Annotated in this window: 12 protein-coding genes and 1 pseudogene; 9 read left to right on the top strand and 4 right to left on the bottom strand. The window is 70.5% G+C overall.

The window, feature by feature from the left end; all coding sequences use genetic code 11:
* A pseudogene (locus ACXJKR_RS10170) lies at nt 1–469 on the bottom strand (hypothetical protein); the annotation flags it as partial.
* Between the two features lie 93 nt (nt 470–562).
* Between ACXJKR_RS10170 and ACXJKR_RS10165 the strand changes: the two are divergent.
* From ACXJKR_RS10165 to ACXJKR_RS10130, 8 genes are all read left to right on the top strand, one after another.
* Entirely contained in the window at nt 563–2,953 is a 2,391-nt protein-coding gene (locus tag ACXJKR_RS10165) for a PAS domain S-box protein (RefSeq protein WP_457322743.1), read from the top strand.
* Nucleotides 2,954–3,032: 79 nt separating this feature from the next.
* A complete protein-coding gene (locus tag ACXJKR_RS10160) occupies nt 3,033–7,169 on the top strand; it encodes a GAF domain-containing protein (protein ID WP_457322742.1) in 4,137 nt (1,378 codons plus the stop codon).
* The gene (locus ACXJKR_RS10155) at nt 7,150–7,497 is read left to right on the top strand and encodes an Hpt domain-containing protein (protein WP_457322741.1); all 348 of its coding nucleotides are present in this window, start codon (nt 7,150–7,152) and stop codon (nt 7,495–7,497) included. The genes ACXJKR_RS10160 and ACXJKR_RS10155 overlap by 20 nt, the downstream gene beginning before the upstream one ends.
* Nucleotides 7,490–8,533, top strand: coding sequence for an adenylate/guanylate cyclase domain-containing protein (locus tag ACXJKR_RS10150; RefSeq protein WP_457322740.1), 1,044 nt, complete (start codon nt 7,490–7,492; stop codon nt 8,531–8,533). Before ACXJKR_RS10155 ends, ACXJKR_RS10150 begins: the two co-directional genes overlap by 8 nt.
* Nucleotides 8,530–10,359 (top strand): patatin-like phospholipase family protein, encoded by a 1,830-nt coding sequence (locus ACXJKR_RS10145; RefSeq protein WP_457322739.1) that lies wholly within the window; start codon nt 8,530–8,532, stop codon nt 10,357–10,359. The genes ACXJKR_RS10150 and ACXJKR_RS10145 overlap by 4 nt, the downstream gene beginning before the upstream one ends.
* Nucleotides 10,356–10,982: a Crp/Fnr family transcriptional regulator gene (locus ACXJKR_RS10140; RefSeq protein ID WP_056202713.1), complete on the top strand. Its 627-nt coding sequence runs from the start codon at nt 10,356–10,358 to the stop codon at nt 10,980–10,982. Before ACXJKR_RS10145 ends, ACXJKR_RS10140 begins: the two co-directional genes overlap by 4 nt.
* Nucleotides 10,983–11,117: 135 nt before the next feature.
* Nucleotides 11,118–11,423: a hypothetical protein gene (locus ACXJKR_RS10135; RefSeq protein ID WP_457322738.1), complete on the top strand. Its 306-nt coding sequence runs from the start codon at nt 11,118–11,120 to the stop codon at nt 11,421–11,423.
* A gap of 14 nt (nt 11,424–11,437) precedes the next feature.
* A complete protein-coding gene (locus ACXJKR_RS10130; RefSeq protein ID WP_457322737.1) occupies nt 11,438–12,253 on the top strand; it encodes a CheR family methyltransferase in 816 nt (271 codons plus the stop codon).
* Here ACXJKR_RS10130 and ACXJKR_RS10125 read toward each other — a convergent pair.
* Nucleotides 12,250–12,942 (bottom strand): response regulator transcription factor, encoded by a 693-nt coding sequence (locus tag ACXJKR_RS10125; protein WP_457322736.1) that lies wholly within the window; start codon nt 12,940–12,942, stop codon nt 12,250–12,252. The two genes, ACXJKR_RS10130 and ACXJKR_RS10125, sit on opposite strands and share 4 nt — an antisense overlap.
* Nucleotides 12,943–13,114: 172 nt before the next feature.
* Between ACXJKR_RS10125 and ACXJKR_RS10120 the strand changes: the two genes are divergently transcribed.
* On the top strand, nt 13,115–13,468 hold the full coding sequence (locus tag ACXJKR_RS10120; protein WP_056202726.1) for a hypothetical protein: 354 nt from the start codon (nt 13,115–13,117) through the stop codon (nt 13,466–13,468).
* 3 nt (nt 13,469–13,471) lie between these two features.
* Here the strand turns inward: ACXJKR_RS10120 and ACXJKR_RS10115 are convergent, their stop codons facing one another.
* Nucleotides 13,472–14,014: a DUF1415 domain-containing protein gene (locus ACXJKR_RS10115; protein ID WP_457322735.1), complete on the bottom strand. Its 543-nt coding sequence runs from the start codon at nt 14,012–14,014 to the stop codon at nt 13,472–13,474.
* Nucleotides 14,011–14,640: M20/M25/M40 family metallo-hydrolase (locus tag ACXJKR_RS10110; protein WP_457322734.1), on the bottom strand; the 630-nt coding region annotated here is incomplete at its 5' end. The genes ACXJKR_RS10110 and ACXJKR_RS10115, both read right to left, overlap by 4 nt.

Raw genomic sequence — 14,640 nt, 5'->3', positions numbered from 1 at the left:
GCACATGGATGCCCGGCGCCGGCTCGACCTTGGGCGGCTCCACGCGCGCGAAGCTGTCATCCGCCCGCGCGGCCAGCAGCGCCAGCGCGACGCGCCGGCCCAGCGCCACGCCCTTGGCACGCGCGGCCGCGTCGGTCACGGCTTTCAGCGAGGCCTCGTAGGTCTTGTCGAGCAGGGCCTGGTCGGCGCCCGGCACGTTGCCGAGCACGACGCGGGCGGCGGACGCGACGGCCGCCTCCGGTGAGGCATCCGGCACGGGCGCTGGCGACGTGCCATAGGCCTGGTAGTGCGGCGTGATCGCGTTCAGCGCGTTGAACATCGCCAGGTCGGTCAGCAGCGTCGCAGGCAGGACCTGACCGCGCGGCGACTTCTGCAGCACCTTGGGCGTGGCTTCGGCCCAGTCGCTGACGACATCGGCGCGCGCCGGCGCGATCAGCAGCGCCAGCAGCAGGGCGCAGAGCTTGAGCATGAGGTTCTCCCTGACGAAAGACGGCGACGCTACGCCGCGCGGACGGCCTGCGCAATGAGGAGCGACGCCCTGACCTGCCCTAAGCTGTCGGCCATGGTGACCCCGCCCTTGCCGCCCGACGAAGACCGCCGCCTCGCCCGCCTGGCGGCGCTGGCCGTCATGGACACCGAGCCCGAGCCGCTGTTCGACCACCTCACCGCCCTGGCGGCGCAGATCTGCGGCACGCCCGTCGCCCTGCTCGGCCTGTTGGACGAGCGCCGCCAATGGTTCAAGGCCGCTGTCGGTTTTGGCCGCAGCGAGACGCCGCGGGCCCAGACCTTCTGTGCCCACACGCTGCTGGCCGATGGCCTCTTCGAAGTGCGCGATGCCCGGCTGGACGCCCGCTTCGTCGACCACCCCGATGTGCTGGCCCGCCCCGCGCTGCGCTTCTATGCCGGCGTGCCCATTCGCCTGGACGACGGCAGCCACCCCGGCACCCTGTGTGTCGTCGACTTCCAGCCGCGCGAGCTGACCGAGGCGCAGCGCGAGGCCCTGACCCGCCTGGCCGACGCCGCAGCCGAAGCGCTGATGATGCGCGAGCGCGCCTTGCGTGGCGCCGACCTCGAGGCGGCGGAACAGCCCTTCCAGGTGCTGGCCGAGACGGCGCCGCTGGGCATCTTCCGTACCGACGCGGCAGGGGACTTCATCTTCACGAACGCAAACTGGCAGCGCATCTGCGGCTTGTCGGCGCGCGCAGCCCTGGGCGAGGGCTGGGCAGCCACGCTGACGACCGAGGATCGCACCTCGGTGCTGGCCCACTGGCGGCGCTGCGTTACCCAGCGTCAGGCATTCGAGATGCGCTACCGGTTGCGCCGCGGCGGCAACGGCCACGGCGTGCGCCAGGTCTGGACCCGTGCCCGGCCGTTGCTGGCGCCCGATGGCGGGTTGCGCGGCTATGTCGGCATCACCGAGGACGTCACCGACCGCATCACCGCCGAACGCGAGTTGCGCGACAGCAAGGCCCTGCTGGACCGCACCGGCCGTGTCGCCGGCATTGGCGGCTGGAGCCTGGACCTGCAGACCGAGGAGCTCGTCTGGAGCGACCAGACCTGCCGCATCCACGACCTCGAGGCCGGCCACCGGCCAACGCTGCAGGAGGCCATTGGCTACTACAAGCCCGAGGCGCGCGCCGCCATCGAGGCGGCCGTGCTGCGCGGCATGCAGCACGGCGAACCCTGGAGCCTGGAGCTGCCGCTGGTGACGGCCAAGGGGCGTGAGATCTGGGTGCTGTCCCAGGGGCAGGTCGACTGGCAGGACGGCGTGCCGGTGCGGCTCGTGGGCGCCTTCCAGGACGTCACCGAGCACCACCGCGCCGCTGTCGAGCTGGAGCACAACCGCCAGCGCCTGCGCGCGCTCTACGAGTCGACGCCGGCGCTGATGCATTCGGTGGACGCGGCCGGCCGGGTGCTCAGCGTGTCCGACCGCTGGCTGGAGCGCCTGGGCTACAAGCGCCAGCAGGTCATCGGCCGGGCCATGGACGACTTCATGACACCTGAGTCGTCGCAGCAGGTGCGCGAGGTCTACCGCCCGGCGATGTGGCGCGACGGCCATGTCAGCGACTGCCCCGTGCAGCTGATCTGCGCCGACGGCCGGCTGCGCGACGTGCTGGTCTCGGCGGTCGCGGAGTACACCGCCGACGGCCGGCCACTGCGTGCCCTCGCCCTGGTGGACGACATCACCGAGGACTTGCAGCGCCGCGCCGAGCTGGCGCACGAGCAGCGCATGCGCCGCCAGACCGAGCGCCACGTGCAGGAGCTGGACCAGCTGCTGCACGAGCGCTCCGAGATGCTGGACGTGCTGGCCCACGAGGTGCGCCAGCCGCTGAACAACGCCAGCGCGGCCTTGCAGAGCGCGGCCGCCAGCCTGGCCGGCCGCGGTGAGCGCCAGGCCCAGGAGAGGCTGAACCGCGCCCAGGCCGTGCTCGGCCAGGTGCTGGCCGGCGTCGACAACACGCTGGCTGCGGCCAGCCTGCTGGCGGGCGGCGGACGCATCGCGCGCGAGGACACCGACATCGACACGCTGATCGCCGTCACCATTGCCGACCTGCCACGCGAGCAGCGCGACCGCATCGTCGTGCATCGCCACACGGCGACCCGCACGGCGCTGATGGACATGAGCCTGCTGCGCCTGGCCTTGCGCAATCTGCTGTCCAACGCGCTGAAGTACGCGCGCGGCGTCAGCCCCGTGACCCTGCATGTCATCGATTTTGATGAACCCGCCGTGCTGCAGTTCGAGGTGGCGGACGCCGGCCCCGGCATTCCGCGCGAGCTGCTGCCCCGCCTCTTCACCCGCGGCGCGCGCGGCAGCGGCGGCACTGAGTCGGCCCACGGCCTGGGCCTGTACATCGTGCGCCGCGTCATGGACATGCATGGCGGCACGGCGGAACTGTTGCGCAGCGGCCCATTGGGGACGGTCATGAGGCTGACGCTGCCCCAGGCCGACTAGAGCGGACTAGACTCGCGCGGCCCCTCTCCGGAGTGGCAACGCATCCGATCCCCGTGGTGTGAAAAGGCTCTGTCCCGCCATGCCCTTGCGCCCCGATGTCGCCGTGTTGGAGGATTTGGCCGACCTGGCCTGGTCGGGCCAGCATCAGCGTCTCATCGACGTGAGCGCGGGCTGGCGCGGCGACGCCCGGGTGCTGGAGCTGCGCGTCGAGAGCTTCATCGCGCTCGGCGCCCTGGCTGCTGCGGCCGATGCCGCCGCAGCCCTGGCCAAGCTGGCCGAGGGCCGCCCCGCCTGGCGGCTCCGCGCCCGCCTCGCGCTCGGGCTGGTGCAGATGCGCCGCGGTGAATTGCTGGCGGCCATCGCCACCGCCGAAGCCGCGCTGGCCGAGGCCGGCACTGACGCACTCGACCGTGCCTATGCGCTGGCCCTGCTGGCCGAAGCCCAGTGCCGTTGCCAGCTGGAGCCCGAAGTGGCGCTGGGCCGGGTGCACGAGGCCGCCGCGCTGTTTGCCGCCGCCGGCAAAGCGGTGCCCCGGGGCCGCTGCGGTTATGTCGAATCCCTGCTGCTGGGCATGCTGGGTTTCGTTGCCGAGGCGCGCGCGGCGGCCGAGGCGGCGTTGGCGCTGGCGCTGGCCACTGGCGACCTGCTGGGCCAGGGCAATGCCTACAACGCCCAGACCTTCAACAACCCCGACCTGGCCGACTGCCTGCACCTGTGCAAGTTGGCGCTCGCGGCCTATGCCGCGGCCGGCTATGCCGAGCGCCAGGGCACGGCCATCCACAACATCGGCAACCACTACGTCACGCTGGGCCTGACGCGCCGTGCGCGCCGCCACTACCTGGCCGCGCTCGCGATCTGGCGCCGCACGGGTGCGACGGCGCTGCTGCCCTACACGCTGACGGCGCTGGCACGGCTCGACCTGGAGGCCGGCGCGCTGGCCGAGGCGCGCGCCTATGCCGGCGAGGCCGAGTCCCTGAGCCTGGCGCGCCAGAACCCGGGCTTTCGCTCCGAGATCGCGCGCCTGCGCGGTGAGCTGGCGATGGCGGAAGGCGACGCGGCGGCCGCAGCGGTGCAGTTCCGCCTGGCGCTCGACCATTCGCCGTCGGCCGCCCAGCGCATGGCCGACCTCGGCCTCATCGCCTGGGCCGAGCTGGGCACCGGCCGCCTGCAAGCGGCGCTGGATGCCAGCGCCGAGGCCGCTCGACTGCACTGGGCCCAAGGCCTGGCGCCGCTGGAGAACCTGGATCTGCCGGCCCTGTGGTGGCGGCGCTGCGAAGCGCTGCGCGCAGCCGGCCGGCGGCGCGAGGCCAGCGTGGCGCTGGCGCGGGCCTACCGCTTCGTCTGCCTGCGCTTGGCCGGCTTGTCCGACGAGGGCCTGCGGCGCAACTCGCTGAACAAGCGGCCGGTGGCGCGCGCCGTCGTGCAGGCCTGGCTGGCCGATGGCGGCCGCCCGCGTCATCTCAGCGGCGCGGCGCATCTGGACGAGCGCTTCGCCCGCCAGGTCGACGTCGGCCTGCGCCTGGCCGAGCTGGCCACGGGCACCGAGCTGCATGAGTTCCTGGTCGACGAGTCGGCCGAGATCAGCGGCGCCGAACGCGTGCTGCTGGTGCTGGAGTACGGCGGCAGCCTGCGCCACATCGCCAGCCATCTGATGCCGCAAGGGGAGGCCGGTGGCGAGGAGGCCCTGCTGACCGCCATCACACCCTGGCTGGATGAAGCGCGCGGCAGCCGCGCGGCGGCCCTGCGCATCGGCCCCGAAGGCGTGCCGGCCGTGCAACAGCGCTCCTGCCTCATCGCGCCGCTGATCGCCGAGCGCGAGCTGGTCGGCTATCTCTACGCCGACCTGGACGGTGCTTTCGGGCGCTTCCGCGAGGGCGACCGCGATCTGCTCGTCATGCTGGCCGCCCAGGCCGCCGTCGCGCTGGCCAACCTGCGGCTGCGCGAGGGCCTGGAGCAGCGCGTCGCTGAGCGCACGGCCGAGCTGCTGGCCAGCAAGGCCCAGGTGGAGCGCCGCGTCAACGAGCTGGCGATGCTGAACAACCTGCAGCAGAGCCTGTCGCCGGAGCTGAGCTTCGAGGCCATCATCCAGCGTGTCGGCGACCGCCTGTGCGAGCTGCTCGAGACCCAGGACATCGGCATCCGCTGGTATGACCCGGCCAGCGGCCTCAACCACTACCTCTACGAGCTCGAGCACGGCGTGCCCATCCAGCTGCCGCCGGAGCGGCCGGCGCCGGACGGGCCCTTCGAGCAGATGCGCCGCACGCGCCAGCCGCTGGTCTGCCGCAACGTGGCCGAGATCACCGCTGCCGGCCTGTTGGCCCTGCCGGGAACCGACCAGGCGCTGTCCTTCGCCAACGTGCCCATCATCGGCAACGACCAGGTGCTGGGCGCCATCCTGGTCGAGAGCTATGAACGCGAGAACGCCTTCAGCGAGGCCGACGTGCGCTTCCTCAGTACGGTGGGAGCCAGCGTCGGCGTGGCGCTGGAGAACGCGCGCCTGTTCGATGAGATCCAGCGCCGCACGCGCGAGAGCGCGGCCCTGGCCGAGGTGGGGCGCGAGATCTCCTCCACGCTGGACCTGGCCACGGTCATGAACCGCATCGCCGTGCATGCCAAGGAGCTGCTGGACGCCGACAACAGCGCGGTCTTCGTGCCGGAGGAGGAGGGCGGGGGCGCGGCGCGGCGCTACCGCGCCATCGTCGCCGTCGGCAGATACGAGAGCGAGGTGCGCGACGCCGTCATCACGGCCGGCGAGGGCATCATCGGCTCGCTGATCGCCAAGGGCGAGCCCGGCGTCATCAACGCCGCGCGCGACGACCCGCGCGGCGTCCGGATGGAGGGCACCGAAGAGGACCCCGACGAGCGCATGATGGTGGCGCCGTTGCGCGCCGGCCAGCGCGTGCTGGGCGCCCTGACCGTCTGGCGCCAGGGCGGCCAGCCGTTCCGCGACAGCGAGCTGAGCTTTCTGGTGGGCCTGAGCCTGGCGGCGTCGGTGGCGATGGAGAACTCGCGCCTGTTCGGAGAAGCCCAGGCCGCCAAGGCCGTGGCCGAGCAGGCCAATGCGGCCAAGAGTGCCTTCCTGGCGACGATGAGCCACGAGATCCGCACGCCGATGAATGCCGTCATTGGCATGAGCGGCCTGCTGCTGGACTCCACGCTCGACGGCGAGCAGCGCGACCACGCAGCCATCATCCGAGAGGCCGGCGAGGCGCTGCTGACCATCATCAACGACATCCTCGACTTCTCGAAGATCGAGGCGGGCCGCATGGACATCGAGAGTGCGCCCTTCGTGCTGCGTGACTGCGTGGACGCGGCCGTCGACCTGATCGCGCCGCGCGCCCGCGAGAAGGGCCTGGCGCTGGCCGTCGACATCGCGCCCACTGTGCCCGCTGGCATCAATGGCGACGTGACCAAGCTGCGCCAGATCCTGCTGAACCTGCTGTCCAACGCGGTCAAGTTCACCGAGGCAGGCAGCATCACCGTCGAAGTGGAGGCCGCTCCGGCCGAAGGCGGCGTGGAGCTGCGCTTCCTTGTGCGCGACACCGGCATCGGCCTGGGCGCTGAAGCCCTGGCCCGCCTGTTCCAGAGCTTCAGCCAGGCCGATGCGAGCACCTCGCGCAAATACGGCGGCACGGGCCTGGGCCTGGCCATCAGCCGGCGCATGGCCGAGCTGATGGGCGGACGCATGTGGGCCGAGAGCGACGGCCCGGGCCGCGGCGCGCGCTTCGGGTTCACGCTGCGCGCCACGGTGGCGGCCGACCTCGTGCCCAGCCCGCGCCGCCAGCGCGCCCAGCCGGTGGCGACGCAGCACCTCGCCGAGCGCCACCCGCTGCGCATCCTGCTGGCCGAAGACAACGTCGTGAACCAGAAGCTCGCCATGCGGCTGCTGCAGCAGATGGGTTACCGCGCCGACCTGGCCGCCAACGGCATCGAAGCGCTGGAGGCAGTGGCGCGCCAGGCCTATGACCTCGTCCTGATGGACGTGCAGATGCCGGAGATGGACGGGCTGGAGGCGTCGCGGCGCCTGAACGCCCAAAGCGAGCGGCCGCGCATCGTCGCCATGACCGCCAATGCGATGCAGGGTGACCGGGAAACCTGCCTGGCCGCCGGCATGGATGACTACCTGACCAAGCCGATCCGAGTCGACGAGCTGGTGCTGGCGCTGCAGCGCACACCGCTACGAAAGGAGCCTGAGCATGTCCCAGCCGGTGATTGACGGGGTGGTTTTCGCCGACCTTCAGGAAACGGCGGGGGCCGATTTCGTTGTCGAACTGATCGACTCCTTCCTTGAAGACGCTCCCCAGGGCCTTGCGGCGCTGCGCCGCGCCGCCGCGACGGGCGACGTCACAGGCTGGACGCGCCAGGCGCATTCGCTGAAGTCCAACGGCCTGACCTTCGGCGCCACGGCGCTGGCTGCCGCGGCGCGCGAGCTCGAACACACGCCACTGGCCGAACTGGGCGCCGCCGCCCCGGGCCGTGTCGATGCCTTGGCCGCCCTGTTCGCCGCGGTCGCGGCCGACCTGAAGGAGCGCCGCCATGCGTGAACGCCGCGCCCCATCCGCCCGCATCCTCCTCGTCGAGGACAACCGCGTGAACCGCCTGCTGCTGGCCCGGCACGTGGAGCTGCTTGGCCACCAGGTCGTCAGCGTCGAAGACGGCCACGCGGCCCTGGCGCGGCTGCAGGACAGCGCCTTCGACCTGCTGCTGGTGGACATCCACATGCCGGTCATGGGTGGCATCGAACTGATGGAAAGATTGCGCGCCAGCCCCGAGCTGCGCGAGCTGCCAGTCATCGTGACGTCGGCCGTGGAGGCCATGGACAGCGTGGTGCGCTGTATCGAGCTGGGCGCCGAGGACTATCTGCACAAGCCCGTCAACCTGGTGCTGCTGAAGGCGCGCATCAACGCCAGCCTGGAGCGCAAGCGCCTGCGCGACCAGCAGCGCGAGCTGGTGCGCCGCTTCGCCACCCGCGAGGTGGCCCAGGACCTGGAGGCCGAGGGCTTCGCGCTAGGCGGCCGCAAGGTGCAGGCGACGGTGCTGTTCTGCGACATCCGTGGCTTCACGACGCTTGCCGAATCGCAGCCGCCCGAGGACATCATCGAGCTGCTGAACACCTACTACACGCTGATGTTCGCGGCCATCAACGGTCATGGCGGCGTCGTCAACCAGATGATCGGCGACGGTCTGATGGCCATCTTCGGCGCGCCGCAGCCGCTGCCCGCGGCCGGCCAATGCGCCGTGCTGGCGGCGGCCGAGATGATCGAGATGGTGGCCCAGTTCAGCGAGGAGCAGCGCGCCGCCGGCCGGCCCGAGATCCGCATCGGCGTGGGCATCGCCAGCGGCGATGTCGTGGCCGGCTACACCGGTACGCGCCAGCGCGCCACCTACACCTGCATCGGCGACGCGGTCAACGTCGCGGCGCGCATGGAGGCCCACACCAAGGTGGCCGGCCACGCCGTGCTGTTCGACGCCGCGACCCAGGCCCAGCTCGCCGGCGCGCTGCCGAGCGAGCCCATCGGGCCAGTGCAGTTCAAGGGCAAGACGAGCTCGGTCGACGTGTTCGCCCTGACCTTGCAATGACCGAGGGCTATCACGACCGCCTGCTTGGCGAGCTGCTGGCCCAGGCCTTCGGCGAGCTCGACGCGGCCACGCTGRCCCTGCTGCGCGAGCAGCTGACCTGGGTCGAGGTGGCTGGCGGCCAGACGTTGATGCAGCAGGGCGAGCCGGGCGACTCGATGTATCTGTCGGTCAGCGGGCGCTTGCGGGCCTATGTGTCGAGTGATGGCGAGGCGCCGCGTGTCGTGCGGGAGCTGGGACGTGGGCAGGTCATCGGCGAGATGAGCCTGTACACGGCGGCGCCGCGCTCGGCCACCGTCGTCGCCATCCGCGACTCCGTGCTCGTGCGGCTGGACAAGGATCCCTTCCTGCGCCTGATCGAGCAGCAGCCGCGCGTCGGCATCGCGCTGACGCGCCAGATCGTGCATCGGCTGCAGACCGAACATGCGCCCGCGCCCTTCGCTGCGCCGGTCGTGCAGGCGCTGCTGCCCATCACCGCCGGCGTGGACGCGGCCGGGCTGGCACTCGGCCTGGCGGCGGGGCTTGGCCGTTTCGGCCGCGTCTGCGTCATCGACGCGGCCGCGGTGGATGCCGCCGTCGGCGCGGCGGCCGACGAAGGCGAGCGCTATCGCCAGGTGTCGCTGTGGCTGGACGAGGTCGAGGCCGCCCACGACTTCGTGTTGCTGCTGGCCGACGACGCGCCCACGCCCTGGACGCAGCGCTGCTGCCGCCATGCCGACGAGGTGCTGCTGCTGGCCAATGCCGGCGCCGCGCCGGCCGTGCACCTCAGCGAGACGCAATGCCTGGTGCAGCGCCCGCCACGAACGGAGGCCGACGAGATCCTCGTGCTGCTGCACGCGGCCGACACGCCGGCACCGCGCGGCACGGCGGCCTGGCTGGCGCGCCGGCCGGTGGCCGATCATTTCCACGTGCGCCCCGCGCTGGCAGGCGACCTGGCCCGCCTGGCACGGCTGCAGGCGCGCCGCGCGGTCGGCCTGGTGCTGGCCGGCGGTGGCGCGCGCGGCTTCTCGCACCTCGGCCTGCTGCGCGCGCTGCAAGAGCAGGGCGTGGTGGTGGACTGCGTGGGCGGCACCAGCATGGGCGCGGTCATGGCGGCGCTGGCCGCGACCGACCAGCCGCTGGCGCACACCACGGCCGTTGCGCGCGAGGCCTTCAAGGTCAACCCGACCGGTGACTTCAACCTGCTGCCGCTGATCTCGCTGATCCGCGGCCGGCGCCTGCGCGGCATCCTGGACCGAGCGCTCGGCCGGCTGGCCGGCCCGGGCGCCGGCATCGAGGACCTGTGGAAGCCTTTCTTCTGCGTGGCCACCAACTATTCCCAGGCCAGCGAGGCCCTGTTGACCCACGGCCCGCTGGAGCGTGCGCTACGCGCCAGCACGGCCATCCCCGGCGCGCTGCCACCCGTCGTCGTCGATGGTGACCTGCTCTGCGACGGCGGCAGCTTCAACAACTTCCCCGTCGACGTGATGCGTGCGCGCCGCGGCGTGGGCCTGGTCATCGGCGCGGACCTCAGCCTGCACAAGGCCCGCAAGCTCGACTTCGACGAGGTGCCCGGCCCCTGGGCGCTGCTGCGCGACCGCTGGCGCGCGCGCTCGCGGCGGCGCTACCGGCTGCCCGCGCTGTCGGCCTATCTGCTCAACGTGACCATCCTCTACAGCAGCTCGCGCCGCCGTGCCGCGCAGGCCGCCTGCGACGTCTATTTCAATCCGCCGCTGGAGCGTGTCGGCCTGCTGGCCTGGCAGCGTTTCGACGCCATCGTCGAGCAGGGCCACGCGCATGCGCTGACCGTGCTGGCCCAACCCCAAGTTCAGGCGCTGCTCCAACCATGACCGACACCCTCGCCACCATCCTCGGCTTCATCGGCGCCACGCTGATGCTGGCCAGCTATCTGATGAAAAGCATGCTGCCGCTGCGCATCGCGGCGCTGACGGCCTGCTGCTTCCTCGTGGCCTATGGCGCGCTGAAGTCGGCGCTGCCAACGCTGCTGCTTTATGGCGCACTGATCCCGATCAACATCAAGAAGACGTTGCAGATCAGGAAGCTCGTCAAGGCCATCGAGAACGCGCGCGACGGCACGCCAGTGTCCGAGTGGCTGCTGCCGCACATGCACCGCCGGACCGTGAAAGCCGGCACCACCTTGTGGCGCCAGGGCGATGCCGCCACCGAGATGCTCTACCTCGACACCGGTACGCTGCGGCTGGCCGAATACGACGAACTGCTGCCGCCGGGCAGYCTGGTCGGCGAGATCGGCCTGTTCGCGCCCGACAACCGCCGCACGCTGACGCTGGAGGCTCCGGGCGATTGCGTCGTCTACAGCCTCACAGCCGAGGAGATGGCCTTGCTCTACTACCAGAACCCCAAGCTCGGTTTCCACGTCATGCGCCTCGTCGTCGCGCGCCTGATGCGTGATGTGCAGCGCCATCGACCCGAAAACGGGTTGCCGTCGGCATGAGCGGTGCGCTGGACCGCTGAAGGCGGCCGAGGCCGTGGCCTGGATCACGCCGCAGCGGGGTCTTGAGGCGGCCCGACAGACCCGGTCAAGAATTCCCCGCAGCGGCGGCTGTCGGCAGCTCCTAGGCTTGGAGCCATGTTGTCCGTCGGCCCTTTCACCCCTCAGGCGAGCCGGCGCGTCAGCTGCTGGGGCAGCCTGCCGATGGAGGTCAGCCTCAACACGGCCGCCGAGCTGCGCTTGCAGTGGCTGGTCGAGCTGGACGGCTCGGCCGTCGAGCAGTTCGACGCTGCTGACGCCCAGAGCCTGCTGGTCCTGGCCCACGCCTTGAGCGCCCGTGGCCAGCGCCTGCGGCTGACGCGGGCCAGCGATGTCCTCGTCCATGCCTGCCGCGCACTCGGTCTGGCGGATCTCATCGCCTCCACCGCCCACGAGCAGGGCTGAGAGGCGTCCGACCGATGGCGATGCCGGCATTGCATGAATCCACCTATGCCCGGCTTGCGGCGCTGATGGAGGTGGCGGTCGGGCTGAGCTTGCCGATGGCCAGGAAGGCCGCAGTCGCGTCCCGTCTGGCGCCGCGGCTGCAGCGCCTGGGCCTGGACAGCTATGAGGCCTATGTTGCGCTCATCGCCAGCGCCGAGGGCGGTGGCGAGTGCCAGATGGCTGTCGACCTGCTGACCACTCCTGAAAACCATTTCTTCCGTGAGTTGATGCATTTCGACCTGCTGGAGTCCGAACTGAGCCGTGTGCGTCCGCAGCGCCCGCGGCTGTGGAGCGCGAGCACTTCCTTTGGCGACGAGGCCTACAGCCTGGCCATGCTGCTGGCCGACCTGCAGCAGGCCGGGCGCGTCGGCGCGGATTGGCTGGTGCTGGGCACCGACATCAACGAGCGGCGGTTGCGCAGCGCTGCCGAGGGCCTCTACCCGCAGGCGCAACTGCGCCAGGTCACGCCGGAGCGGCTGCGCCGTTACGGCCTGGGCGGCGACCCGGCAGGCACCGGCCTGGTGCAGGTGCAGGCCGGCCTGCGCGAGCGCGTGCATTTCGAGCGCCACGACCTGCGCGCACCACTGCACGGCGCTCAGGGCTTTGATGCGATCTGGCTGCGCCAGGTGCTGGTCTATTTCGATGCGGCGACGCGCCAGGCCGTCCTGGCGCAAGTGCTGGCGCGGCTGCATCCCGGTGGCTTGTTCTTCGTTGGAACGGCCGAGCAGGGCCTGGTCACGACGCCGGGCCTGGAAGCGCTGGCCCCAGGCGTCTTCAGAAAACAGGTCTAGATCAGCTGCAGCGGCGCGCGGAAGACATAGCCGACCCGCGACTTGCTCTGCAGCGGCACGAGGGTGGGCGTGGCGCGCTCGATGCGGCGGCGCAGGCGGTAGATGGTGGCCGACAGGCCGTCGTCGGTCTCGCCCTCGGGCACCTCGCGGCCGAGCTTGTTCAGCAGGGTCTCGCGCGTGACCGGTTCGCCGCCGGCCTGGGCAAAGCATTCCAGCAACTGGCGGTCGGCCTCGCTCAACTGGATGCGCGTGCCGTCGGGCACGACGAGCTCGCCACTGGCGCGGTCCAGCTTCCAGACCGCGTCGGCCGCCGAGGGCTTGGCAACGCGGCGCTGCACGGCGGCAATCGCCAGCGACACCTGCTCGAACTGCACCGGCTTGACGAGATACATGTCGGCGCCAGCCGTGATGACCTCGCGGAAGACTTCCGGCCCGAGGCGCCCCGACACGACGACGACGCCGGCATCGGTGCGCCGGCGCAGGATCTTGATCAGCTCCACGCCGTTGACGCCGGGCAGCATCAGGTCGACGAGATAGAAATCAAAGGCAAAGGCATCGGGTGAGGCCAGCAGCGCATTGCTGTCGTCGAAACGGCTGACCGCGATGCCCTGCTGCTCCTGCAGATGCTGGGTCAGGAACTCGGAGTACTCAGCGTCGTCATCGATGAGGGCGAGGGTCTTGGGTTGCATGGTGGCGGGGGACACGAGAGCAGCCGCGGAGTTTGCCGCATGACTGGGGCGTCAGCATGCCTCGGAAAGCCTCTTGAACGTGGTTTGCTGCACGTTTTGGGTCATAAATGACTGACACTAGGCGGACGCTGTGATAAATCAAGCCGCCAACGAGCGGCACGAGGAGACCGCGATGGCCGATGACGTGCAAGCCGAAGGCCCAGACGAGTTGACTTGGCTGCATCCGGGCCAGCGCGCGGCGCCGCCCGAGGCGCTGCGACGCATCCAGGTGCTGTGTGGCAGTCGGCCCGACCTGTTCGCCGCCATGTTCCTCGTGCTGGCAACCCACCAGGAGCTGCCGCGCGACATGCTGGCCGCGGCGATCAAGCAGTTCCGTGCCGACCTGGATGCCTACTCGCGTGATGATGTTGTCAGCTTGCTGACAGCCATCTGGAATGGCGGCAAGAGCGGCTTCGACGCGGTGCTGCGCACGCGGGCCAATTCACCCAAGAAGGGCGGGGGCGCCTTTTCCTGGGTGAAGGAATGAGCCTCAGCCCTTGAGGCCGAGCTTGCGCCAACCCTCCACGCCCAGCTTGTCCAGCGTTTCTAGGTTGTTCTCGTAGATGGACGCCGTGTCGGGCATGGACTCGACGGCGCGCTCGATGCTGTCTTCGCGCAGGATGTGCAGCGTCGGGTAGGGCGAGCGGTTGCTGTAGTTGGCGATGTCGTCGGGCTCGCTGCCTTCGAACTGGTAGGCGGGGTGGAAGTCGGCGATCTGCAGGATGCCGTCGAGCTTCAGTTCTTCCACCAGCGCGTCGGCCGCGTCCAGGAAGTCGTTGAAGTCGAGGAAATCGGTCAGCACATTGGGATGGATGACCAGCGTCGTGTCGACCTCTTCCGGATCGGCACGGTTGAGCGCCAGCAGTTCGCGGGCCAGGTCCTTCAGCAGCGCCTCGGGCTCGGTGGCGTCGCTGACGACATAGCGGATGCGCTCGTTGACGTGCACGGCCTTGGCGAACGGGCAGAGGTTCAGGCCGATGACGGCCTTGACGACCCAGTCGCGGGTGTCCTGGATGATTTGCTCGTGATTCATCGCGGTGTATTCAACCAGGCTTCAGCCATCCTGAMCCACATCGAGCCGCCCAGCGGAATCAGCTCATCGTTGAAGTCATAGCTCGGGTTGTGCAGCATGCAGGGCCCCATGCCATGGCCACCGACGCGGTGGCTGCCGTCGCCGTTGCCTATCAGGAAGTAGCAGCCGGGCTTGTCGAGCAGGTAGTAGCTGAAGTCCTCGGCGCCCATGGTGGGCTCGAACTCCTGCACGTTGTCGGCGCCCACCATGTCGGTCAGCACGCGGCGAGCGAATTCGGTTTCTTCGGGGTGGTTGATCGTCGGCGGGTAGTTGCGTCGGAATTCGAACTCGGCGGTCAGCTCGAAGGCGCCGGCGAGCTGCTCGGTCATCTCCTTCATGCGGCGCTCGAACAGGTCCAGCAGCTCCAGCGTGAAGGTGCGCACCGTGCCCTCCATGACCACTGAGTCGGGCACCACGTTGGTCGCCTCGCCGGCGTGGATCATGGTCACGGAGATGACGCCGGGGTCGATGGGGCGCTTGTTGCGGCTGACGATGGTCTGGAAGGCCGTGACGAGCTGGCAGGCCGCCGGCACCGGGTCCAGGCCGAGGTGCGGCATGGCGGCGTGCGAGCCCTTGCCGCGCAAGGT

The sequence above is a fragment of the Roseateles sp. P5_E11 genome (assembly GCF_054049355.1).
Note: the sequence above shows the minus strand (reverse complement) of the source record. Positions and strands in the feature narration are given on the sequence as shown.